Consider the following 23,301-nt stretch of genomic DNA (forward strand, 5'->3'; position numbering starts at 1 on the left):
TCGAAGCGGACGCCAATCGGCCTCCGCGGAACTTACAGTAAGTCACCGGGCGGGCCCGGTTCGTCGCCCGGCACGGACGGCAGGGCATGGCTCGTGACGGGCGAGAGGCACCCGGTGACCCGGGCCTCGACATCGCCGGCGACACATGCGTACAGCACATGGTCACGCCACTCGCCGGCAATCCGCAGGTAGCGGCGAGCGTAGCCTTCCCGTTGAAACCCGGCTTTTTCAAGGAGGCGCCGGGAGGCGGAATTGGTCGGCAGGCAGGCCGCCTCGACACGATTGAGTCGAAGCTCGCCAAAGGCGAAAGGCAGAAGCAGCGACACGGCCGCACTCATGTATCCCTTGCCCGCATGTGGCGCGCCCATCCAGTACCCGAGCGTGCAGGCCATCGCAACGCCCCTGCGCACATTTGACAGGGTCGCGCCGCCGAGCAACTCCCCGTCGCTCTCCCGGAACACGAAGAACGGATAGGCCCTGTCCTCCCGCTGTTCACGGGCATAGCGCCGCAGGCGACGCCGAAAGGCTCCGCGCGTCAACTCGTCGCGCGCCCAAAGCGGCTCCCAGGGTTGCAGGAAGTCGCGGCTCTTGGCCCTCAGTGCGGCCCAGGGCACATAATCCTGTGCCAGCGGAGGCCGCAGGAACACGGGAACACCGGCCTGCGGTGCGCTTCTCAGGGTACGCACTCCATCCGTTGTACCGAAAGCCCGCAAGAACGCCATCGCGACCCCCGGTCAAACGTCAGCCGACAACCGCCCGCCGGACCCCGGACCCGAGGTGCGCCTCGACCGTCTCGAGATTCAGGCGTACCCCCTTGGGGCCGATCGTGGAAAGTGTCACCCGGCTGGCGAAGGTCGTGCGCGCGACACGGTGAATGTCCTCGAGGGTCACGGCATCGATTCGAGCCTGGATCTCCTCCGGGCTCAGAATCTCGCCGTGGATCAGCCACTGGCGGGCGATCTGCCCGGCACGCGCCGCAGGGCTTTCCATCGCCATCATGATACCGGCGCGAATCTGGGCGCGGGCACGATCGAGCTCGGCCTGGGTGATCGATGCGGAAGCCGAGGCGATCTCGTCCAGAAGGACGGGAAAGAGCTCGGCGATGTCTTCCTCGCCGGTCGCCGCGTGAATGGCGAAGACGCCCGTGTCCTGGAACGACCAGTGAAAGGAATAGATCGCGTAGCACAGGCCGCGCAGCTCTCGGATTTCCTGGAACAGTCTCGACGACATGCCCCCGCCCATGATCGAGGCCAGCGTCTGGATCGCGTAGTAGTCGGGATCGCCGTAGGAGAGTCCCTCGAAGCCGAGAACGAGCTGAACCTCCATCAGGTCGCGCTCGAGATATGCCTCGCCGCCCGTATAGCGGGCCGCGACCGGCGCTTGCGCAGGCCGCGCGGAGAGCGCGGAGAAATGCTCGCGCGCCAGGGCCACGAAAGCATCATGATCGACCGCGCCGGCCGCCGAGAGGACCATGTTGCCCGGCAGGTAATGGGTCGCCAGATAGTCCCTGAGATCGTCAGGCGTGAATCCCATGACCGTCTCGCGCGTGCCCAGGATCGGGCGCCCGAGCGGCTGGCGCGACCAGGCGGTTTCCTGAAACTGGTCGAAGACCTTGTCGTCGGGCGTGTCGTGCGCGGCGCCGATCTCCTGCAGGATCACATGCTTTTCGCGCAGCAGTTCTTCGGGGTCGAAGGACGAGTTCTGAAGGATGTCGGCCAGGATCTCGACCGCAAGCGGCACATCCTCGGCCAGAACCCTTGCATGATAGTTCGTATGCTCGACGCTCGTGGCCGCGTTGAGCTCGCCTCCGACCGCTTCGATTTCCTCGGCGATCTGGCGCGCCGTGCGCTTTGCCGTCCCCTTGAACGCCATGTGTTCGAGCAGATGGGTTATGCCGTTCTGCTCGGCCGTTTCGGAGCGTGAGCCGGCGCCGATCCATATTCCCAGAGCAGCCGTGCGCAAATGGGACAAGGTGTCGGTCACGACGGTGAGACCGTTCTCGAGCCGGGTCACGCGTACATCCATCAGGACACCTCCGCCGGGCTGGTTTCGCGGGCGGCACGGGCATGGTCGAGCACATGGGCCTCGACCTCCTCGCGGCCGGCCGGCAGGCGTTCCATGCGCTCGGGCGCACTCATCATCGGCTGCAACTCCTCCGGCAGTTCCGGCCGGACGCCGCTTGCCGCCTCGACCGCATCCGGGAACTTGGCCGGATGCGCGGTCGCAAGGACCACCATGGGTGTCGGCGACTGGGAAAGCTGAGCTGCCACGTGAACACCCGTCGCCGTATGGGGATCGAGAAGATACCCGCTGCGCGCAAGCGTATCGGCAATGGTGCGTGCCGTTGCCGCCTCATCGCAGCGCCCGGCCGCGAACTCGTCGCGGATGCGTTTCATCACCCCGACCTCCAGCGTGAACCCGCCGGACTGGGCAAGGCGCGCCATCAGGCCACGCACCGCGTCACTGTCGCGCCCGTGCGCCTCGAACAGGAGACGCTCGAAGTTGGACGAGACCTGAATGTCCATCGACGGCGAGGACGTGGGCACCACGCCGTTCATCGTGTAGGCGCCGGTCTCCAGCGTCCGAACGAGAATGTCATTGGCATTCGTCGCGATCACCAGCTTCTCGATCGGAAGCCCCATCCGCGCCGCGACGTGAGCGGCGAAGATATCGCCGAAATTGCCCGTCGGCACGGTGAAGGAAACCGGCCGATGCGGCGCGCCGAGCGCAACACCGGCGACGAAATAGTAGACCACCTGCGCGACAATGCGCGCCCAGTTGATCGAGTTCACGCCGGCAAGCTGCACCCTGTCGCGGAAGGCGGGATGGGTGAACATGCCCTTCACGATCGCCTGACAGTCGTCGAAGGTTCCCTCAAGCGCCAGGGAATGCACGTTGGCATCCGTGGGCGTCGTCATCTGACGGCGCTGGACATCGGAAACCCGGCCATCGGGGAAGAGAATGAAGACGTCGGTGCGGTCGCGTCCGCGGAACGCCTCAATGGCCGCTCCGCCGGTGTCGCCGGACGTCGCGCCGACGATGGTCGCGCGCCGGTCCCGCTCGGCGAGGACATGATCCATCATGCGTCCGAGGAGCTGCATCGCCACGTCCTTGAACGCGAGCGTGGGGCCATGGAACAGCTCAAGGACAAAGCGGCCGGGAGCGATCTGCACAAGCGGTGTCACCGCCTCGTGGCGAAAGCCGGCGTAGGCCTCCTCGATCATCGCGGCCAGATCGTCACGGGCGATTTCGCCGGCAACGAAGGGGGCGATCACCGCCTCGGCAACCTCCGCATAGGGACGCCCGGCAAATCCGGCGATCGTCCCTGGGGACAAACGCGGCCACTCGGCCGGAACATAAAGGCCACCATCCGCGGCGAGACCGGTCAGGAGAACATCGGCAAACCCCAGTGCCGGTGCCTCGCCCCTCGTACTCACATATTTCACGACCCTGAGGTCCTCCAGACTGTCGGCGGTCGGGAAACCGGCGACGCCCGGCGTCCTGCCGGGTCGGGCCTGTCCCGCACCCCGAGGTTCTGCTTGATCGCCCGCGCCGGCTGACGTGCCGAGTCGCGAGTGTCCGACCCCTTTGGACCGGCCTCGGCAGAAAGGGAAACGGCCGGCTCTACCGCATGCCTCGCGCGGGAGGGGCCGCCCGGCCCATGCGCGCACCCTATCCCCGCGCCCGCCAGCGGGCAAGGCGGTTGCACGGCCTGCAAGGCAACGGAAGCGACACTCGGCTCAGGCGTGTCCCGCCTCGCTGGACAACATGCCGGGATCGATGCCGATCTTGGCCAAGGCCCGATCCCACTTGCCTTCCGTCACGGGGTCGAAAATGATCTCGCTGTCGGCCGGCCCGGTGATCCAGCCGTTCTCCTGAAGTTCGGTCTCGAGCTGCCCCGCACCCCAGCCCGCATACCCGAGCGCCAGCATGGCGCGGCGCGGCCCCCGTCCCTCGACGATCGCGCGCAGGATGTCGAGCGTCGCCGTCAGGCATATGCCGTCCTGGATCGCCATGGTCGAATTCGCGACCACATAGTCCTCCGAGTGCAGGACGAAGCCCCGCCCGGTCTCCACCGGCCCGCCGCGATGGACTTCCATGCGGTCCGCCGGGGCGGGCAGGACGATATCCGCCCCCCCATCGACAATCTCGAGCTGGCGCAGAAGATCCGGGAAGGACAGGCTCGGCGTCTTCTGGTTGAGGACAATTCCCATCGCGCCCTCGTCGGAATGGGCGCAAAGATAGACCACGGAATGAGCGAATCGCGTATCCGCCATCTGCGGCATCGCGATCAGGAACTGGCCTGCCAGCGAGTTCGGCATGTTGTGATCCGGCACCATGTCGCATCATCCCGTGAAGAGCGGTGGCGGCTCCGTGCCCGCCTACGCCGCAGTTTCAGGCACCGGCCAGGGAGCGAGCGGGAAAACGTCGCGTCTCCCGCAGCTTGCACGTGGCACCTCCGCATGACTTTACGCCGAAGGCGGGGCGATGTTAACCGCCCCGCGCGCTCCGGTCTTCGCCGTTCACACGCTTGTGGCCTCGCCGCGACCGGCGGAAGCTGGACCGGACACCGGAATTGCGGCACTCCTGAGAACCTGCCAGCCGCCGTGCCGCAACCGGCCCGGCCGAGGCCAACCGGACCCGGGTTCACCTCATGACGTCTCGCACACTCAACGGCGCTCTTGCTCTCCTCCTCGCGCTCTTCATGCCTCCCCTCGCAACCGCGAACGCCGATGCGGGCGCATGGGAGACCGTGGCCGGTGCCCGCGTTCGACTGATCGCGGCGGGCGGCCCGGAACAGGGGGCGGGCGATGCAGTGTCGCCGCAGCCGGACGCGGCGCTGGAATTCGAGATGGAACCGGGCTGGCACATCTACTGGCGCTTTCCCGGCGAGACGGGCATTCCGACGGAAGCCGACTTCTCCGCCTCCGGAGGACTGAAAGCAGCAACGCTGCGCTACCCTGCCCCGGAGCGCCATGACGACGGGTATTCAACGTCGATCGTCTACAAGGACCATGTCGTCCTGCCCATCGATCTGGTCACCGACGGGTCCGCAAATCCGGCTGTCCTGCGCGCGAGCGTCCGTTTCGGCATCTGCAGCGATATCTGTGTGCCCGGCGAGGCGCACCTCGAACTGCCGCTTGCCGGAGAACGTGACCTTGCGCAGCAGATGAAGATCGCGTCCGCCCGGTTGAAGCTCCCGCTCCCGCAGGACGACACCGCGCCCCGTATCGCGTCGGTGACGCTTGAGGACGCAGGCGGGTCCGATGCATCCACCATCCTCGTCGAGGCGGATCTGTCAGACTCTGGCACAAGCATCGACCTTTTCGCGGAAGGAGCGCCGGGTTCCTACAATGCCGTTCCGCGACTGCTTGAGCGGAAGGGGAAATCGGCACGCTTCGCGCTGCCCGTCACCGGTTTGAAGTCCGTCGATGACGGATCGCGTCCACTCGAGCTGACACTCGTGGAAGGGGCACGTGCCGTAACCTTTCAGGCGAGCATTCCCGGAGATGCCTCACCCTCACGGTAAGCCCCCACAAGCGCTTGCCCCTCGACGGAAGTCCGGTTTCATCCTATGTCAGGGAGAGCCGTGGCACGCCCCGGTTGCGGGCGATGCACCTCACGGACCACAACCACGTTCCGGAGTTTTTCCATGACCCTCAAGGTTGGCGACACGCTTCCCGACGCGACGTTCAAGATCATGACCGCCGACGGTCCGGCCGAGCGCGACGCGAAGTCCCTGTTCTCGGGCCGCACCGTCGTACTCTTCGCGGTGCCCGGCGCCTTCACGCCGACCTGCCACAACAACCACCTGCCCGGTTTCGTCGAGCACGCCGACACGATCCTGTCGAAGGGCGTCGACGAGATCGCCGTGGTGTCGGTGAACGATGTCTTCGTCATGAGCGCCTGGGCCAAGGCGAGCAACGCCGGCGACAAGATCACGTTCCTCGCCGACGGCAGCGCCGACTTCACCAAGGCCATCGGCATGGAACTGGACGCATCGGGCTTCGGCATGGGCATCCGTTCCAAGCGTTACGCGATGATCGTCAAGGACGGGAAGGTCACCACGCTGAACGTCGAGGAGAGCCCGGGTTCGGCCGAGGCGTCCGGCGCGGCCGCGGTGCTTGCCGCTCTCTAGCCCCTGAACGCTTGCAGACAGCAAAAGGCCGGCCCTTATGCGGGGCCGGCCTTTTTGTTGCCTGAACGAAGACAGACGCGGTCCCGTCAGTCGGTCCCCGCCGCACCATCCTCGCGTGGACGTCCGAGACGCCGGCGCACGTACACCCCATAGACCACGACCAGCACCGCAGCGAGGCCGTACCAGGTCACCACATACTGGAGATGGTTGTTGGTGAAGGTGATGATGGTCTCTCCGGCCTGCGGAAGCCCTCCCGCGGGCGTGAAGCTCGCCGTGAGATCCAGGGTGAACGGCGCGACGTTATCTCCGCGCTGCCCCAGTTCCGCGGCCATCTCGCGCGCGTCGCGCACGAACCAGATCCGCTTGCCGAGGTCGGGCGCAAGGGTCAGGAAGTTGCCGTGTTCGTTGCGCCGCCACAGACCGACGATGGTCGTCCGGCCCTCGTCCGCCTCGCTGCCCGGTCGTGTTTCCGGCAGACGCCTCGTGTCCGGCACGAAGCCGCGATTGACCATGACCACGAGACCGTCTTCGGTCTCGAAGGGCTGGTAGACGAAATACCCGGGACCACCGAAGTCGCCCCGCGGATCGCTGAGAGAGATGAAATAATAGACCTCGCCCGGCAGAAAACGGCCGCTGACCTCAATGGGCCGATAGTCCCATTCCTCGTCCGTGAGGTCTGGCCAGGCAGCGGGGCCGGGCATCGCGACAGGCGCGGCGTCGACCCGCGCCTCGACCCGCTCGATCAGGTCGAGCTTCCATTTGAGCCGCTGCACCTGCCACGTCCCGAGCGCGAGCAGGATCGCGAAGGCAATCAGTGACAACACGCTGAGGAGCACGAGCCCCCCCTTGCGCGGGGGTTCCCGTGAAACGGAGCTTGTATCGGAGGAGGGCATTCCGGTGCTCACTCAATCCTCGGTCGTGTCTTCGAGGCGTCCCTCGCGGGCACTGTGGGTATATTGCTGTGCAATCATCACCCCCTTGAGCGGGCGCAGGGTGAGAAGGCAGAGAATCACGGTCAACGGCAGCCAGAGGACCAGATGCAGCCAGATCGGCGGCTGCCAGGTGAGTTCGGTGACCAGCACCAGCGCCACGACGATGAAACCGACCAGCATGATGATGAACACTGCCGGTCCGTCTCCGCTGTCCGCAAAATCGTAGTCGAGGCCGCAATTGGAGCAATGATCGCGCGTGGACAGGAAGCCCTTGAAGAGGTTCCCCTGGCCGCAGCGCGGGCACTTTCCGGCCAGCCCCGTGCGGATCGGATCCTGCCTGGGGTAAAGCGCGCTGTCCTTGTCATGTTTCATGGCATTTCGCCTTTCCGGCTCTGGTCCGGGCACAGGCCGCAAGGTCTCTCGTCAGCCTGCCGCTCAGGAGCGGATCTCGATCGGTGTACCATTCGGCACGAGGCTCCAGATCTCCCGAATTTCCTCGTTGGTGACAGCGATGCAGCCGTCTGTCCAGTCCATCAGGCGATGCGCCGCACCAATCCACCCCAGACCGTTTCGCATGCCATGGATCATGATCATGCCGCCGGGATCCTCCCCGCGGGCGTCCGCAGCCCTGGTGTCGGCCGCATCCGGATAGGACAGATGCAGGGACAGGTGGAACGCGCTTCGCGGGTTGCGCCAGTCGAGCAGATAGCGCCCCTCGGGCGTACGACCGTCACCTTCACGCTGCTTGTGGCCGACCGGTGAACTCCCGAGAGCGACGTCATAGCGCGCGACCACCGCGCCATCCCCGTCGAGGAGCTCCAGCCGCCGCTCGGCCTTCGACAACGTCACCAGCGCGACGTCCGTCTCGCCATGACCCGGCACCGGCGGGATCTCCGCCTGGCCATCGAACAGTGCAAAGCCGGCCACGCTCAGGACGACCAGAACGGAGAAAGCGATCGAAGTGACTCTTCGACGGCGCAAAGGGCACTCCATTCATGACCGGAGGCGGGGCAGAAAAAAGAGCCCGGCACTTGGCCGGGCTCCGCGATCATCAGGAGTGGTAGGAGCTGCCCGCGCCCCAGATGTAGATCGACACGAAGAGGAACAGCCACACCACGTCGACGAAGTGCCAGTACCAGGCTGCCGCCTCGAAACCGAAATGCTTCTGCGGGGTGAACTGGCCGGCCGATGCACGGATCAGGCAAACCGCAAGGAAGATCGTGCCCACGATCACGTGGAAGCCGTGGAAGCCGGTCGCCATGAAGAACGTGGAGCCGTAGATCGAGCCGGAGAACCCGAAGGTCGCGTGGCTGTACTCATAGGCCTGCACGAAGGAGAAGAACACGCCGAGCACAACGGTGAACACCAGGCCCCACTTAAGGCCCTCGCGGTCATTGTGCAGCAGGGAGTGGTGCGCCCAGGTGACCGTGGTTCCGGAAAGAAGCAGGATCAGCGTGTTGAACAGCGGCAGATGCCAGGGGTCGAAGGTCTCGATACCCTGCGGCGGCCACACACCGCCGGTCGCCTCGAAACGTGAATACTGTTGCGCCTCGCCGACGAAAAGCGACGCATCGAAGAAGGCCCAGAACCAGGCGACGAAGAACATCACCTCGGACGCGATGAAGAGCAGCATGCCGTAGCGCAGGTGAAGCTGCACGACCGGTGTGTGATCGCCCGCGATCGACTCGCGGATGGTGTCGCGCCACCAGCCGAACATCACGTAGAGAACCATCAGCAGGCCGACGGCGAAAATGCCCCATCCGGCAAGATCGACGCCGAAAAGAAGGAACGGCACGCCCTTGTGCAGCTTGAACAGGCCGATCGCGCCAAGCGCCATGATGAAGGCGCCGACACCGCCAAGGAACGGCCAGGGGCTCGGCTCGATGATGTGGTAATCGTGGTTCTTGGCGTGGGCCATGGGTCTTCCCCCGATCTTTCTCTGTCTTGAGGCACCGTCACCGGGACGGGCCACGGTCCTTACAAGCTGTTCTTCTCTTCACCCGCCCCGGTGGCCTTGGCGGCGACCGGCGTCTCCGCCGATTTGTCCGGGTAGAAGGTGTAGGAAAGCGTGATTTCCTTGATGTGCTTCAACTGAGGATCCTTGTCCATCTCCGGATCGACGAAGAACACCACCGGCATTTCCGCCGTTTCGCCGGCGGCGAGCGGCTGCTCGGTAAAGCAGAAGCACTGGATCTTGTTGAAGTAGGCCCCGGCCTCGAAGGGCGTCACGTTGAAGACCGACGTCCCCACGTTCGCTTCTCCGGCCAGGTTGGTTGCGTGATAGGACATCGTTCCCGTCTCGCCCATGCGCAGCGTCACGGCATGGGTGTCGGGGCCGAACTTCCACGGCAGCGACGAGTTCACGTTGCCATCGAACCGCACCGTGATCTTGCGATCGATGATCTCGCCCGTCACGCTGTCGGAGCGCTGGGTCGTCCCGCCATAGCCGGTAACCTGGCAAAAGATCTGGTAGAGCGGCACGGCGGCATAGGCCGCGCCAACCATCAGCATGACACCGCTGAAAGCGCTGATCGCGACACGCCGGTTGGCACGCCCGCGACGGCGCGCCGCCTCGTCCGCGGCGGTCTCGGGCGTCGTATTTTCAGGTTTCCGCGTCATGCAGTCCTCCTCATCCCCCAGCCCGATGCCCTACAGCGAGCGATCAAAGACACCCGGTCCCATCTTGACCAGGGTGATGACGTAAAACAGCACCACGAGGCCGGCGAGAACCAGACCGATGGCAATCGACCGGTTCCGCTGACGGCGCTTCTGCTCTTCGCTCATCCGGATCCCGTTCTCGCTCATGCCATGCCTCCCGGAAGCAGCGCGGACACAAGCGGCGCAAGCGTGCTGTCGGCAAGCAGCAGCGCGAAAACGAGGAACAGGTAGACGAGCGAGAACTTGAACAGGGACACGGCCGCCTTGCGGGCCTCCTCACCCTCGCGGCGACGCCAGACCGTGATCGCATGCATGACGAACACCAGCCCCAGGACGATGGCGACCGCCCCATAGATCGGCGAGGCAAAGCCAAGCAGCCAGGGGGCGACACCGATGGGTGCGAGCAGCACCGAATAGGCGAGAATGTGATTGCGGGTGACATCCTCGCCGGCGACGACGGGAAGCATCGGAATTTTCGCGTCCTCATAGTCGCCGCGCTTGAACAGCGACAGCGCCCAGAAATGCGGCGGCGTCCACATGAAGATAATGAGAAAGAGCGTCACGCTCTCAACACTGACCGAACCGGTCACGGCCGCCCATCCGATCATCGGAGGGAACGCGCCGGAAGCACCACCGATGACGATGTTCTGCGGCGTCGAGCGCTTGAGCCACATCGTGTAGACGACGGCATAGAAGAAGATGGTGAAGGCGAGAAGACCGGCGGCAAGCCAATTTGTGGCCAGCCCGAGAATGCCGACCGAGAAGGCTGAAAGCGTCAGACCGAAGGTCAGCGCTTCGCCAGGCGCGACGCGGCCCGAGGGCACAGGCCGTGACCGGGTGCGCGACATCACCGCGTCGATATCGGCGTCATACCACATGTTCAGCGCACCCGACGCTCCCGCGCCGATGGCGATGCACAGGATGGCAACGAGCGCGAGAACCGGATGGATGCCGCTCGGCGCGATCAGGGTCCCGACCAGTGCCGTGAAGACGACGAGCGACATGACGCGCGGCTTCAAGAGGGCGAGATAGTCGCCGACCTCTCCCTGTCCGCCGAATGCGGCGGCGTCGTCGAGCGGTCCGTCCCGAAGTTCTGCAAACGACATGATCGGTTCTTCGTCCCATGGGTTCCCGGCAACCATGCTTGGCCGGGGTCAGGTCAGTGCTCCTGTCCGGACGCGGAAAGTCATCCCGGGCAGGCGGCTTCCCCGCACAGCTCGTGACATGTGCGGGGAAGCGTTTCGTCGAGGCCGCTTACTTGATGCGCGGCAGAGTCTCGAACTGGTGGTACGGCGGCGGCGAGGACAGGGTCCACTCCAGCGTCGTCGCACCTTCGCCCCACGGATTGTCACCGGCCTTGCGCTTCTTCGCGAAGGCCTCGGCAATGCCCGCCAGGAACACCAGCACGGCGAAGGCCGAGATGTACGAACCGATCGAGGAGACGAAGTTCCAGCCGGCCATCGCGTCCGGATAGTCCACGTAACGGCGCGGCATGGCCTGCAGACCCAGGAAGTGCTGCGGGAAGAAGACCAGGTTCACGCCAATGAACGTGATCCAGAAATGCGCCTTGCCGATGGTCTCGTTGTACATGTAGCCGAACATCTTGGGAAACCAGTAGTACCAGGCTCCGAAGATGCCGAACACGGCACCCAGCGACAGGACGTAGTGGAAGTGCGCCACCACGTAGTAGGTGTCATGCATCGAGCGGTCGAGGCCGGCGTTGGCGAGCTGGACGCCCGTGACGCCACCGACGGTGAACAGGAAGATGAAGCCGATCGCCCAGAGCATCGGCGTGCGGAACGAGATCGAACCGTCCCACATCGTCGCGATCCAGGAGAAGATCTTCACGCCCGTCGGAACCGCGATGACCATCGTCGCCGCGACGAAGTAGGCCTGCGTGTCCACGTCGAGACCGACGGTGTACATGTGGTGGGCCCACACGATGAAGCCGACGACGCCGATCGCGACCATGGCATAGGCCATGCCCAGGTAGCCGAAGATCGGCTTGCGGGCGAAGGTCGAGATGATGTGGCTGACAATGCCGAAGGCCGGCAGGATCAGGATGTACACCTCGGGGTGACCGAAGAACCAGAACAGGTGCTGGAACAGGATCGGATCACCGCCACCGGCCGGATCGAAGAACGTGGTGCCGAAGTTGCGGTCCGTGAGCAGCATGGTGATGCCACCGGCGAGAACCGGGAGCGAGAGCAGCAGCAGGAACGCCGTCACCAGCACCGACCAGGCGAAGAGCGGCATCTTGTGCAGCGTCATGCCCGGGGCGCGCATGTTGAAGATCGTGGTGATGAAGTTGATCGCGCCCAGGATCGACGAGGCACCCGACACGTGCAGCGCAAGGATCGCGAGATCCATTGCCGGCCCCGGATGCCCGCCCGGAGCTGCCGAGGAGAGCGGCGGATAGGCCGTCCAGCCACCGCCGAAGCCGTAGCCGCCCGTGGGTCCTTCGACGAACAGCGAAAGCAGCAGCAGCAGGAAAGCAGGCGGAAGCAGCCAGAACGAGATGTTGTTCATCCGCGGGAACGCCATGTCCGGCGCACCGATCATGATCGGCACGAAGTAGTTGGCGAAGCCACCGATCAGCGCCGGCATCACCATGAAGAAGATCATGATGAGACCATGCGAGGTCGTGAACACGTTGAACGTATGCGGATTGCTGAAGATCTGCATCCCGGGCTCCTGGAGCTCCATACGGATGCCGACGCTCAGCGCGCCGCCGACGATACCCGCGATGATCGCGAAGATCAGATAGAGGACACCGATGTCCTTGTGGTTGGTCGAATAGACCCAGCGCGTCCATCCGGTCGGATGGTCATGGTCGCCTTGCGCGTGCGCTGCATAGGCCATCTTCCAGCTCCCTCGTTGTCGATTCCGGGTAACGGGCCCGGCCCGTCGTGGGCCGCGGGCGACAGTCCGTCCGCGGCGATTCCGTAAGTTGTGCCGTTCGTTCAGCGGGTCGCGACGGCCATCGAAGCGCCCGCATCGGCCGTCGAATTGCCGGCGGCGATCGCGGCCATCAGCTCGTTCGTGGCTTCCTCGACATCCGTCTTGGCTGCCTCGGCCCAGGCGTCATACTGGTCCTGCTCCACCACGCGGATGGCGATCGGCATGAAGGCATGGTCCCTGCCGCAAAGCTCAGAGCACTGGCCGTAGTAGATGCCGGTCTTCTCGGCCTTGAACCAGGTCTCGTTGAGGCGGCCCGGGATCGCGTCGATCTTCACGCCGAAGGCCGGCATGGCGAAGGAGTGGATCACGTCGGCTGCCGTCACCTGAACGCGAACGACCTTGTCGACCGGAACGATGACCTCGGTATCGACCGCCAGAAGACGCGGGTATTCGCTCTCGGGGCGCTTGAAGGCCGCGGCCCTCGCCTTGCGCTCCGCTTCGTCGCGGATAAGCAGGCTGTCGAAATAGACATCCTCCATGCCCTCGTCCGCATACTGGTAGCCCCAGTACCACTGGTAGCCGGTCACCTTGAGCGTCATGTCATAGGCCGGCACGTTCACCTCCTTGTAGAGAAGGCGGAACGAGGGGATCGCGATCACAACGAGAATCAGGATCGGAGCGATTGTCCAAACGACCTCGATCATGGTGTTGTGCGACGTGCGCGAAGGCGTCGGATTGGCCTTCGAATTGAAGCGGAAGATGCACCACAGCAGCAACGCCAGCACGAAGAGAACGATCACCGTGATGATCGTCAGCGTGAAGCTGTTGAACCAGGTGATGTCACGCATGATCTCGGTGACCGCCGGCTGCAGCGTGATGTGCCAAGGCTCGGGCTGCGCCGCCATCGCGGCGCCCGCGCCACCAAGAAGCGCCGTCGCGGAGACCAATGCCATGTTCGTCAGACGCCTGACCTTCCGCGCCAGTTCGACCATCTGTGTCACGTCCGTGCTCCCTTCCTGACCCAGCCCCGACGGGCATCATGGGTCCTTGTCTCATAAATCCAAGCGTCGCGCGACCGGTCGGGCCGGACCAGGGACCCGCTGCAAGGCCCTTTGCCTACCTGCCGGTGCCCCCGGGCCCGGGTCGTCGCTGCGCCAAAAGAGCGCGGTCGGCCTTACGCCGCAAGGCTCTTTTCGGCCACACTCGTGTTGCCAAAGTGTAGCTTAACTCGAGATCGCGGGAAGGAGCGTCAAAACGCCGCAACCGCGCATGATCGAGATCAAAGCGGGGATGAAAAACCACAAGCCGCCCCGTTTCGCAATGCAGTAGTTTCGGAAGTGCCCAAATTCCGGCCAATTCCGACCTCGCGTATCATGGGCAGCCGCGCGTCGCGGCCCGGCATGACGTTTGGTGGCCACGCAAGAGGACGGCGGAAGTGTTTCGCCTTGAAATCGACCTTTCCAGCGGAGAAAAAGCTCAAGGGTGCCGTTTCCGGCGAATCAAGTCACGGATGAGCGGCCCCGAGACAATCATCCGGTCGGCCGCCGGACCGGAGCCGGCGACTGGTCCCGCGCCGCGAACCAACGGAGTTTCGCCTGTGTCCCTTGCCACAAAGCCCCTGACGCGCCTCCTTGCCGTGGCGGCTCTCGTTCTCGCGCATCTCGGTGCGACCGTGACAACCGCCAGCGCCCAGGGCGCCGTGCGCTCGGTTCACGGCGACTGGCAGATGCGCTGTGACACCCCGGCCGGTGCGCAGGAAGAACAGTGCGCCCTGATCCAGAACGTGACCGCCGACGACCGCGAGAACGTCGGCCTGTCCGTGATCGTCCTGAAGACCGCCGACAAGAACTCCCGCCTGTTGCGGGTGCTTGCCCCGCTCGGTGTCCTGCTTCCCATGGGACTTGGCCTGCGGGTCGACGACGCGGACGTTGGCCGGGCCGGTTTCGTGCGTTGCCTGCCCAACGGCTGCATCGTCGAGGTGGTGATGCAGGACGACCTGATCGAGAAGATGAAGACCGGCAACGCGGCCACCTTCGTGATCTTCCAGACGCCGGAAGAGGGCATCGGCATTCCGATCTCGCTGAACGGCTTCTCCGAAGGCTTCGACGCGCTTCCCTAGGACAAGCCGAGCGTCGCGCTCGAACACGCCCCTTGACCGGGCGCTTGCGCGCGCAATCCTTGTCATCATCGCCGCGACGCCCAAAAGCACCGGCGCGGAAACCCGAGGGTTCCGCGCCACAACACGTCAGGACCCCGCCCGTGACCCTCTCCGTTCCCGATCTGCTCGCCGATACCGGTCTCGACGAGGCCGACGTGCGCCGCGTCGTTGCGGACGCACTCGCCGGGGCGGATGACGGCGAGCTGTTTCTGGAATACCGGGAAGCCGAGAGCCTCGTCTTCGACAACGGTCGGCTCAAGGGAGCGAATTTCGACACCTCCCAGGGTTTCGGCCTGCGTGCCGTGGCGGGCGAGGCCGCGGGCTATGCCCAGTCCGGCGAGATCTCGATGGCGGCCCTCAAGCGCGCCGCCGATGCGGCGTCCGCCGTCGCGGCCGGCCACTCGGGCCGGTATGACGCTGCGCCGGCGGGCACCAACGAAAGGCTCTACGGCGATCTCAACCCGAGCGCCCGGCCGGACTTTTCCGAAAAGGCCCGGCTCCTCGCCGAGGTCGACGCCTTCGCCAGGGCCCGCGATCCGCGCGTGCGCCAGGTCAGCGTCTCGCTCGCCACATCCTGGCAGGTGGTCGACATCCTTCGCGCCGATGGCCACCGGGTGCGCGACATCCGCCCCCTGGTGCGCTTCGGCGTTTCCCTCGTCGCGGGATCCGGGGACCGGCAGGAAAGCGGCTCGCATGGCTTCGGCGGGCGCGAACCGCTCGAGACCTATCTCACCGAGGCAAGCTGGAAGCACGCGGTCGACGAGGCCCTCCGCCAGGCGCTGGTGAACCTGGAGGCGGTACCCGCTCCCGCCGGCAGTTTCGACGTTGTTCTCGGGTCGGGCTGGCCGGGAATCCTGCTGCACGAGGCCGTCGGCCACGGACTCGAGGGCGACTTCAACCGCAAGAAGACCTCGGCCTTCGCCGGTCTCATGGGCCAGCGCGTCGCCTCGAGGGGCGTGACGATCGTGGATGACGGCACCATCGTCGGCCGGCGCGGCTCGCTCACAATCGACGACGAAGGCACGCCGACGGGACGCACGGTCCTCATCGAGGACGGCATCCTGACCGGCTACATGCAGGACCGGCAGAACGCGAGGCTGATGGGCGTGAAGCCGACGGGGAACGGACGGCGCCAGTCCTTCGCCCATATCCCCATGCCCCGCATGACCAACACCATCATGATGGCGGGAGACAGGGATCCGGCGGAGATCCTGGAGGGCGTGAAGGACGGCATCTATGCCGTTTCCTTCGGCGGCGGACAGGTCGACATCACCAGCGGCAAGTTCGTCTTCTCCTGCACCGAGGCCTACAGGGTCGAAAACGGCAAGGTCGGCGCTCCGATCAAGGGCGCGATGCTGATCGGAAACGGCCCCGACGCGCTCACGCGTGTCAGTGCCATCGGCAACGACATGGCGCTCGATCCGGGCATCGGCACCTGCGGAAAGCAGGGTCAGGGCGTTCCGGTGGGCGTGGGGCAGCCGACCCTGCGCATCGATGGCATGACCATCGGCGGCACCGCTCTTTAGGGTGTGGCCCCATCGCGGCTCCCTGCCCTCCGGCAGGTTTCAGCAGACGCCCTCGCACAGGAACGAGAGCAACACGCGCAGCGTCTCGGCCGGATTTTCCTCGACCATGAAATGCCCCGCATCGACGGGCGCGCCACTCACGTCGTCGCCCCATGTCGACCAGGTGTCGAGCGGCGTCGCCGTCTTGCCGGCAAGACCGGCCGCGCCATAGATCACCAGAAGCGGACAGGCAATGCGACGCCCGGCCTCGCGGTCGCGGGTGTCCAGATCCATGTCGATGGTCGCCCCCGCGCGGTAGTCCTCGCAGGCGGCGTGCTGGCGGGCTTCCTGCCGGAAGGAGGCCCGATACTCGGCGAGCGCATCCGGATCGAAAGCCGAGAGATCCTTCGTCGCCGTCCAGCTCGCCAGCGTGTAGTCGAGATAGAAGTCCGGCGCGCCGGCGATCAGGCGTTCGGGCAGGGGCTTCGGCTGGGCCAGGAAGAGCCAGTGGTAGATCGCCATGGCATAGCGCCAGTCCATGTTCTGCCAGTAGTCGTAGGTCGGCAGGATATCCAGGACCGCGAGGCGGGTAACGCTGTCGGGATGGTCGAACGCCATCCGGTAGGCCACGCGGCCTCCCCTGTCATGCCCGGCAACCGCGAAACGCTCATGACCGAGCGCGCGCATCACCACGATCATGTCGCGCGCCATCTGCCGCTTTGAGTAAAGCATGTGGTCCGTGTCCCCTTCCGGGGCACCGGAACGGCCGTAGCCGCGAAGGTCGGCGATGACGACCGTGAAACACCGGGCGAGATCGCCGGCGACCGGATGCCACATGGCGTGTGTTTGCGGGTAACCGTGCAGCAGCAGAAGCGGGGGACCGCTGCCCCCGATACGGCAATGGATCTCCACCCCGTCCCCGGCCAGGGTCCGTTCCTCGAACCCCGGAAACAAGTCCCGCTCTGCCTTCAGCATCCCACGCTTCCCCCCGCGCGCCTCCCCGTGCCGCGGAATCGCGCGCTCTTGCATCGTCGGGGGGAGCAACACGTCGCGAAGAATGCTGGATTATGCGTTGTTTCTCAAGGTGACAATAGCCACAAGGGCAGGCACCACCGGCACTGCCCCGGCCCGTCGGAAAACGCTGCGAAACACACGGCGGGATCAGCGTTTCAGGGCACGCCAGCCGATATCGGTCCGGCAAAATCCTTCCGGCCAGTCGATGCGGCCAACCGCCGCATAAGCGCGGGCCTGTGCCTCCGCGACGCTGCTTCCGAGAGCGGTGACATTGAGGACGCGACCGCCGTTCGCAAGGATCCTGCCTTCCTGCGAGCGGGTGCCCGCGTGAAACACCTTGAGAAGCGGATCGTCCTCGAGGTCCGCGAGCCCCCGGATTTCGGTGCCCTTCTCATAGGTTCCCGGATAGCCCCTGGCGGCGAGAACGACCGTCAGGGCCACCTCGTCACGCCAGACCGCCTTCGCCTCGTCGAGATGCCCGTCGCAGGCGGCCTCCAGCAGATCCACGAGATCGCTCTCCAGCCGCATCATCAGAACCTGGCACTCGGGGTCGCCGAAGCGGACATTGTACTCGATGAGCTCGGGACCCTTGTCGGTGATCATCAGCCCGGCATAGAGCACCCCGACGAAAGGCGTGCCGTCGGCGGCCAGTGTGTCGATGGTGGGACGGATGATCTCGTCCATGGCCTGCCGGGTCAGTTCGTCCGTCATGACGGGTGCTGGAGAATAGGCCCCCATGCCGCCTGTGTTGGGACCGGTGTCGCCATCGCCGACCCGCTTGTGGTCCTGGGCCGTGGCAAGCGCGAGACCGGTCCTGCCGTCGCAGATCACGAAGAGGCTCGCCTCCTCGCCCTGAAGGAAGGCTTCCACGACCACTTCGGCACCGGCGGCGCCGAACTCGCCCTCGAAGCACGCATCGATGGCCTCGAAAGCCTCGTCCCGGGTCATCGCGACGACGACGCCCTTGCCGGCGGCAAGGCCGTCCGCCTTCACGACGATGGGCGCGCCATTGGCCTCCACATGCGCCCGCGCGCTGGCGGCATCGGCAAAACGCCCGTAGGCGGCCGTGGGAATTCCCGCGCGCGCGCAGAGATCCTTGGTGAAGCCCTTGGAGCCTTCCAGCCGGGCGGCGGCGGCGCTCGGGCCGAACACCTTGATGCCCGCCGCTTTCAGGCTGTCGGCGAGGCCATCCACAAGCGGGGCCTCGGGACCGACCACGACCAGCTCAACGTCATGATCGCGACAGAAGGTAATGACCGCCGAATGATCGGACACATCAAGCGCGATGCAGGTCGCCTCGACGGCGATGCCGGCATTGCCGGGCGCGACATACAGGGTTTTCGTACGCGGCGAGCGCGCCAGGGCCCAGGCAAGGGCATGTTCGCGTCCGCCGGAACCGATCAGGAGAATGTTCATGGCTTTCGCGCGCCCCGTGCTCGTGTGCGGCGGGCCGAAAAGGCGCGCCCGTTGCTCATCCGCGGCCAGCCCGCGACCCAGCGCGGACGACCGTCGCGCGGGTCGTACAGCGCAAGCGAGCGGGAGACAAGCCCCGCCCTTGCCTTGCGCCCACCCTTTCATCGGACGTGCAAAGCCGCTATCACGTTCACATGCTTCAAACCGGCTTGGAACAGTGATGAACGACGGCACGATCAGGGGACAGGTCGCGGACGCGGTGCGCGGCCATTGGGTCGACAATCATGCTCCCGAATGGCTGAGGCCCTATGCCAGGCTCGCGCGTTGGGAACGGCCAATCGGCTGGCAGCTTCTGCGGTGGCCCTGCTGGTGGTCGGCCGCAGTGGCGGCAATCGCCGGTGGCCACGCGGTGCCGAACATCTGGCATCTCGTCTTGTTCATGATCGGCGCGATCGCCATGCGCGGTGCGGGTTGCACCTACAACGACCTCGTCGACCAGGATATCGACGACAAGGTGGCCCGTACCCGCTCGCGCCCACTGCCGTCCGGCCAGGTGACACCCTTCCAGGCCAAGCTCTTCCTGGTCGCGCAGGCGCTCGTCGGTCTTGTCGTGTTGCTCCAGTTCAACCGCTTCACGGTGCTGCTCGGCATTGCCTCGCTTGCGGTGGTCGCGATCTATCCGTTCATGAAGCGGGTGACCAACTGGCCGCAGCTCTTCCTGGGGCTGGCCTTCTCGTGGGGGGCCCTCATGGGCTGGGCGGCAGCCTTCGGAAGCCTTTCCTGGCCCGCCTTCGCGCTCTACGCCGGCGGCATCCTGTGGACGATCGGGTATGACACGATCTATGCCCACCAGGACAAGGAGGACGACGCCATCGTCGGCGTCCATTCCACCGCGCGCCTGTTCGGAAGCCACACGAAACCGGCGCTCACCCTGCTCTATGGCGGGGCGACGGTGCTCGTCGGAGCGGCACTATTCGGAGTGGATGCGGGTCCGGCCGCCTTCGTCGGCCTGGCCCTTGGCTTCGGCCATCTCGCACGCCAGATCGTCGTGCTCGACATCGACGACAACGACCAGTGCCTGAAGCTCTTCCGCTCGAACGAAGGATTCGGATGGATCCTGTTCGCCGGCCTCGTCGCCGACGCGCTTATCCAGGCCCTGCTCTGACGCAGGAGTGCAGGCGCAGGAGTGCGGGCCGCGGCCCGGCACATCCGCGTTTCAGTGCCGGGCGATGATCTCGCGTTCGCCGCCGTGGACGGTGGCCGTCCCGGAGGCGCGCCCCGCCTTGCGGCGGTTGAGGAAGCGGGGACGGCGCGCGGTCAGCGCGGCAACCCGGCGGCGGGTCGTCACGCCGGTCGGACGGGTCGTCATGCGCTTGCGCGGCATCGTCGAGGGACCGTCCAGACGGGTCACGTGACCGTCTGCTTCCAGAAGCAGCAGCGGCAGTTCCAGGGCATCCGCCCAGGCCCGCCAGTCGGCGGCCAGGGTTTCCAGTGCATCACCCCGTGCCAGTTCGATGGACTGGTCGCGGTCGCGGTGAAGCAGGCCTATGCGGGCGGCGAAAGTGCCCGGTTCGGCACCGGGAGACACCTCGGCGAAGACGCCGAGATAGGCGCTGACGGGTTGGGCCATGGTCAGGGGAAGCCCGCCGAGGCGGCGTTTCACGATGACCTGGACCCGGTCGATGTAGACGTCGAGGGATGCGGCCTCCCCCGCCTCCCCGAGGCCAGGGCCCCGGGCGGCGAAGCGATGCGGCATCTCGGCCGGATCGAGCCGCGTGGCGCGGCCCGATCCGTGTGCGACGGCATCCTGATAGGCTGTTTGACGCTTCAATTCGCTCTCCATCGGGCCTGTTTGTTGTCGGCCTCTGATGGTTTCGAGACTAGCAGTCAGGCGTCCCGATCCGCTTAACGAACGCGGTTAAGTTTTGGTGTCTGCAACCAGGGTTAGTGATTGGTCACCGGACAGGGCAAACAAATGGTGACCGGCCACGAACGCCTTCCTTGCCGGGGGCGCCGGCGACGACTAGTTTCAGCGCACATTCTCCCAACCCGGATCTCCCGCCAGATGACCTTGCCGATCGATCAGTCCCGTCTTGCCGAAAACGCGGCCCGCCTCGTTGATCTTGCCCGGCGCGCAGGCGCGTCCGAGGCCGAGGTCGTCGCAGCGACCGGCCTGTCGCTGGGTGCCGACGTGCGCGACGGCGCGGTGGAAGAGACCGACCGCTCGGAAGGAGACGACGTCACCTTGCGTGTCTTCGTCGGCAAGCGCGTTGCCTCGGTGTCCGCCAATGCCTTCGGCGATGGGGAACGCCTCGCCGAGCGCGCGGTCGCCATGGCAAGGGCCGCACCGGAGGATCCCTACGCGGGGCTCGCGCCGGAGGAAGACCTTCTCAAGGACGCATTTCCCGACCTGGAGCTGCTCGACACGACCGTCGTGGCAGCCGAGGCGCTTGTGGAGCGGGCGCGGACGGCGGAAGCGGCGGCCCTTGGCGTTTCCGGCGTAAGCAAGTCCGGCGGCGCGCATGCGTCCTGGAGCATCAGCGGACTGGTCCTCGTGACCAGCAACGGCTTTTCCGGTGGCTATCTTGCCTCCCGACACGGTGTCTCGGCCACGGCGATCGCCGGCGAGGGCACCGCGATGGAACGCGACTACGATCACGACGGGCGGGCGTTCCTGGAGGATCTCGAGGCGGCGGACGCCATCGGCAGGCGCGCGGGAGAACGGGCCGCGGCGCGCGTCAACCCGCGCAAGCTCTCCAGCCAGCGGGCGCACGTCGTCTACGAGCCGCGCACCGCGCGCACATTGCTTGGACATTTCGCCGGGGCGATCAACGGCGCGGGCATCGCACGCGGCACCAGCTTCCTGAAGGACCGGCTCGGGGAAGCGGTCTTTTCCCCCACGATCACCATCGACGACGACCCGACCATCCGGCGCGGTCCCGCGAGCCGGCCCTTCGATGGCGAGGGCCGTGCGGCCTGGCCGCTGCGGCTTGTCGAGGAAGGGCGTCTGACGCAGTGGCTTCTCGATGGCGCCTGCGCGCGCGAGCTGGGCCTGACCTCCAACGGACGCGCGGCACGCAGCGGAGCGGGCACCAGTCCCTCGCCCACCAATCTCACCCTGCGTCCGGGCGCGCGCTCGCGCGAAGAGATGCTGGCGGAGATCGGGACCGGTCTGCTCGTCACCGACCTGATCGGCCACGGCGTCAACGGCGTGACCGGCGACTATTCGCGCGGCGCCTCGGGGTTCTGGATCGAGGACGGCGCAATCGCCTATCCGGTGAGCGAGATCACACTGGCCGGCAATCTGGTCGACATGTTCGCCTCGCTGGAGCCGGCGAACGATCTCGACACGCGTTCCGCGCTCCGCGTGCCGAGCGTTCTGGTGAAGGACATGGCCATTGCCGGTTCGTGACACACAGACCGACCGGGACGATACCGATCTTCTGACCGAAGCCGCGCGGGCGGCGGGCGAAATCGCCCTCACCTTCTTCCGCAAGGATCCGCGCCGCTGGACCAAGGAGAACGACTCTCCCGTCTCGGAGGCCGACATTGCCGTGGACCGGCATCTTGAAGAGCTACTGCGCGCCGCGCGCCCCGGCTATGGCTGGCTGTCGGAGGAAACCGCCGACGATCGCATCCGGCTGGAAAAGAGGCGCAGCTTCGTGGTCGATCCGATCGATGGCACGCGCGGCTTTCTCGCCGGCTCCGACGAATGGACGGTCGCGCTCGCGGTGGTGGAGGATGGCAGGCCGGTTTCGGCGGTCGTCTACCGTCCCGTCAACGGCGACCTCTACCGCGCGACGCTTGGCGCGGGCACGACCCTCAACGGCCAATCCGCCGCCATCTCGCGGCGCACGGCGCTTCAGGGGTCCAGTCTGGCCGGTCCGCGAACCCTGAGCGACGGGACGAAGCTTGAAGGCCACGGACTGGCGCGCATCGGATATGTGCCCTCCCTGGCGCTGAGGCTGGCCATGGTCGCGGCAGGCCGCGTGGATGTCGCCGTCGCCCGCGAGAATGCGTGCGACTGGGATCTTGCGGCGGCCGATCTTTTGGTGCAGGAAGCGGGCGGACGGCTGGAGGACATGAGCGGCACGCCGCTCGCCTACAACCGGCCAAGCGTCCGCCATCCGGCCCTTCTCGCCGGACCGCCCGCGCTGGTCGATCCGTTGCGCGTTCTTCTGGCCGATCCCGGCTGAGGCCGCCGGACGACCCTCGTTCGGGTCGGCGGTCACAGGCAAGAGAATGCGCCGACCACTGGCCGGCCTGGTACAAGCGACGTGCGCGCAGGCACACCCGGAGACAGACCATGACCGATGCAGCACCCGGCAAGCAGTTGCTCCACCTCGTGTTCGGCGGTGAACTCGAGAAGATCGACGGCAATACGTTTGCCGATCTCGACGCCCTCGACATCGTCGGCATCTACCCGAACTACGCCAGCGCCTACAAGGTGTGGAAGCAGAAGGCGCAGCAGTCGGTCGACAACGCCCGGATGCGCTACTTCATCGTCCACATGCACCGGCTCCTGGACCCGGAGAGCGACGATAACTGACCCGTCTGATTTCCGGGCTCCGCGGCTCGCCG

Annotated in this window: 24 protein-coding genes; 8 read left to right on the forward strand and 16 right to left on the reverse strand. The window is 65.9% G+C overall.

Annotated features, from left to right (window positions below; translation table 11 throughout):
* Nucleotides 1–32: 32 nt before the first annotated feature.
* From ACYX4S_RS13715 to ACYX4S_RS13730, 4 genes are all read right to left on the reverse strand, one after another.
* A complete protein-coding gene (locus ACYX4S_RS13715; protein ID WP_476360592.1) occupies nucleotides 33–686 on the reverse strand; it encodes a GNAT family N-acetyltransferase in 654 nt (217 codons plus the stop codon).
* A gap of 55 nt (nucleotides 687–741) precedes the next feature.
* Entirely contained in the window at nucleotides 742–2,025 is a 1,284-nt protein-coding gene (locus tag ACYX4S_RS13720) for a M16 family metallopeptidase (RefSeq protein ID WP_476360593.1), read from the reverse strand.
* Nucleotides 2,025–3,446: a threonine synthase gene (gene thrC / locus ACYX4S_RS13725; RefSeq protein ID WP_476360594.1), complete on the reverse strand. Its 1,422-nt coding sequence runs from the start codon at nucleotides 3,444–3,446 to the stop codon at nucleotides 2,025–2,027. The genes ACYX4S_RS13720 and thrC overlap by 1 nt, the downstream gene beginning before the upstream one ends.
* Before the next feature lie 294 nt (nucleotides 3,447–3,740).
* The gene (locus ACYX4S_RS13730) at nucleotides 3,741–4,340 is read right to left on the reverse strand and encodes a YqgE/AlgH family protein (protein ID WP_293721934.1); all 600 of its coding nucleotides are present in this window, start codon (nucleotides 4,338–4,340) and stop codon (nucleotides 3,741–3,743) included.
* A gap of 314 nt (nucleotides 4,341–4,654) precedes the next feature.
* On the opposite strand from ACYX4S_RS13730, the gene ACYX4S_RS13735 reads away from it, so the two are divergent.
* Entirely contained in the window at nucleotides 4,655–5,530 is an 876-nt protein-coding gene (locus ACYX4S_RS13735) for a protein-disulfide reductase DsbD domain-containing protein (RefSeq protein WP_476360595.1), read from the forward strand.
* A gap of 123 nt (nucleotides 5,531–5,653) precedes the next feature.
* Complete coding sequence (locus ACYX4S_RS13740; RefSeq protein ID WP_293721929.1) at nucleotides 5,654–6,139, forward strand: peroxiredoxin; 486 nt, start codon at nucleotides 5,654–5,656, stop codon at nucleotides 6,137–6,139.
* Nucleotides 6,140–6,225: 86 nt separating this feature from the next.
* On the opposite strand, the gene ACYX4S_RS13745 is transcribed toward ACYX4S_RS13740, so the two are convergent.
* From ACYX4S_RS13745 to coxB, 9 genes are all read right to left on the reverse strand, one after another.
* Nucleotides 6,226–6,975 carry an SURF1 family protein gene (locus tag ACYX4S_RS13745; protein ID WP_476360596.1) on the reverse strand — a complete coding sequence of 250 codons (750 nt, stop codon included), beginning with the start codon at nucleotides 6,973–6,975 and terminating at the stop codon, nucleotides 6,226–6,228.
* A 69-nt stretch (nucleotides 6,976–7,044) separates the two neighbouring features.
* Nucleotides 7,045–7,443 (reverse strand): DUF983 domain-containing protein, encoded by a 399-nt coding sequence (locus tag ACYX4S_RS13750; RefSeq protein WP_293721923.1) that lies wholly within the window; start codon nucleotides 7,441–7,443, stop codon nucleotides 7,045–7,047.
* Nucleotides 7,444–7,506: 63 nt separating this feature from the next.
* Nucleotides 7,507–8,052 (reverse strand): L,D-transpeptidase family protein, encoded by a 546-nt coding sequence (locus ACYX4S_RS13755; RefSeq protein ID WP_476360597.1) that lies wholly within the window; start codon nucleotides 8,050–8,052, stop codon nucleotides 7,507–7,509.
* A 70-nt stretch (nucleotides 8,053–8,122) separates the two neighbouring features.
* Nucleotides 8,123–8,989: a cytochrome c oxidase subunit 3 gene (locus ACYX4S_RS13760; RefSeq protein ID WP_476360598.1), complete on the reverse strand. Its 867-nt coding sequence runs from the start codon at nucleotides 8,987–8,989 to the stop codon at nucleotides 8,123–8,125.
* A gap of 59 nt (nucleotides 8,990–9,048) precedes the next feature.
* Nucleotides 9,049–9,690, reverse strand: coding sequence for a cytochrome c oxidase assembly protein (locus ACYX4S_RS13765; protein ID WP_476360599.1), 642 nt, complete (start codon nucleotides 9,688–9,690; stop codon nucleotides 9,049–9,051).
* 30 nt (nucleotides 9,691–9,720) lie between these two features.
* Nucleotides 9,721–9,876: a hypothetical protein gene (locus tag ACYX4S_RS13770; RefSeq protein WP_293721915.1), complete on the reverse strand. Its 156-nt coding sequence runs from the start codon at nucleotides 9,874–9,876 to the stop codon at nucleotides 9,721–9,723.
* Nucleotides 9,873–10,835 carry a heme o synthase gene (locus tag ACYX4S_RS13775; protein WP_476360600.1) on the reverse strand — a complete coding sequence of 321 codons (963 nt, stop codon included), beginning with the start codon at nucleotides 10,833–10,835 and terminating at the stop codon, nucleotides 9,873–9,875. Before ACYX4S_RS13775 ends, ACYX4S_RS13770 begins: the two co-directional genes overlap by 4 nt.
* Before the next feature lie 148 nt (nucleotides 10,836–10,983).
* Nucleotides 10,984–12,591, reverse strand: coding sequence for a cytochrome c oxidase subunit I (gene ctaD / locus ACYX4S_RS13780; RefSeq protein ID WP_476360601.1), 1,608 nt, complete (start codon nucleotides 12,589–12,591; stop codon nucleotides 10,984–10,986).
* A gap of 101 nt (nucleotides 12,592–12,692) precedes the next feature.
* The gene (coxB, locus tag ACYX4S_RS13785; protein WP_476362871.1) at nucleotides 12,693–13,622 is read right to left on the reverse strand and encodes a cytochrome c oxidase subunit II; all 930 of its coding nucleotides are present in this window, start codon (nucleotides 13,620–13,622) and stop codon (nucleotides 12,693–12,695) included.
* 644 nt (nucleotides 13,623–14,266) lie between these two features.
* On the opposite strand from coxB, the gene ACYX4S_RS13790 reads away from it, so the two are divergent.
* Complete coding sequence (locus ACYX4S_RS13790; RefSeq protein WP_293721985.1) at nucleotides 14,267–14,749, forward strand: invasion associated locus B family protein; 483 nt, start codon at nucleotides 14,267–14,269, stop codon at nucleotides 14,747–14,749.
* A 140-nt stretch (nucleotides 14,750–14,889) separates the two neighbouring features.
* A complete protein-coding gene (tldD, locus tag ACYX4S_RS13795) occupies nucleotides 14,890–16,314 on the forward strand; it encodes a metalloprotease TldD (RefSeq protein WP_476360602.1) in 1,425 nt (474 codons plus the stop codon).
* Between the two features lie 39 nt (nucleotides 16,315–16,353).
* On the opposite strand, the gene ACYX4S_RS13800 is transcribed toward tldD, so the two are convergent.
* Both ACYX4S_RS13800 and purD read right to left on the reverse strand, forming a co-directional pair.
* A complete protein-coding gene (locus tag ACYX4S_RS13800; protein WP_476360603.1) occupies nucleotides 16,354–17,268 on the reverse strand; it encodes an alpha/beta fold hydrolase in 915 nt (304 codons plus the stop codon).
* 186 nt (nucleotides 17,269–17,454) lie between these two features.
* Nucleotides 17,455–18,723, reverse strand: a complete 1,269-nt coding sequence (purD, locus tag ACYX4S_RS13805; RefSeq protein ID WP_476360604.1) for a phosphoribosylamine--glycine ligase — start codon at nucleotides 18,721–18,723, stop codon at nucleotides 17,455–17,457.
* Nucleotides 18,724–18,940: 217 nt separating this feature from the next.
* Between purD and ubiA the strand changes: the two genes are divergently transcribed.
* The gene (ubiA, locus tag ACYX4S_RS13810) at nucleotides 18,941–19,885 is read left to right on the forward strand and encodes a 4-hydroxybenzoate octaprenyltransferase (protein ID WP_476360605.1); all 945 of its coding nucleotides are present in this window, start codon (nucleotides 18,941–18,943) and stop codon (nucleotides 19,883–19,885) included.
* A 51-nt stretch (nucleotides 19,886–19,936) separates the two neighbouring features.
* Here ubiA and ACYX4S_RS13815 read toward each other — a convergent pair whose 3' ends face one another.
* Complete coding sequence (locus ACYX4S_RS13815; protein WP_476360606.1) at nucleotides 19,937–20,551, reverse strand: DUF6101 family protein; 615 nt, start codon at nucleotides 20,549–20,551, stop codon at nucleotides 19,937–19,939.
* A gap of 234 nt (nucleotides 20,552–20,785) precedes the next feature.
* Between ACYX4S_RS13815 and ACYX4S_RS13820 the strand changes: the two genes are divergently transcribed.
* From ACYX4S_RS13820 to ACYX4S_RS13830, 3 genes are all read left to right on the forward strand, one after another.
* Nucleotides 20,786–22,132 carry a TldD/PmbA family protein gene (locus ACYX4S_RS13820; protein ID WP_476360607.1) on the forward strand — a complete coding sequence of 449 codons (1,347 nt, stop codon included), beginning with the start codon at nucleotides 20,786–20,788 and terminating at the stop codon, nucleotides 22,130–22,132.
* The gene (locus tag ACYX4S_RS13825; protein WP_476360608.1) at nucleotides 22,119–22,916 is read left to right on the forward strand and encodes a 3'(2'),5'-bisphosphate nucleotidase CysQ; all 798 of its coding nucleotides are present in this window, start codon (nucleotides 22,119–22,121) and stop codon (nucleotides 22,914–22,916) included. The genes ACYX4S_RS13820 and ACYX4S_RS13825 overlap by 14 nt, the downstream gene beginning before the upstream one ends.
* A gap of 110 nt (nucleotides 22,917–23,026) precedes the next feature.
* Entirely contained in the window at nucleotides 23,027–23,269 is a 243-nt protein-coding gene (locus ACYX4S_RS13830; protein WP_293721895.1) for a DUF4170 domain-containing protein, read from the forward strand.
* The last annotated feature ends 32 nt before the right edge of the window (nucleotides 23,270–23,301 follow it).

Source organism: Stappia sp. ABD4_338 (genome assembly GCF_056312175.1).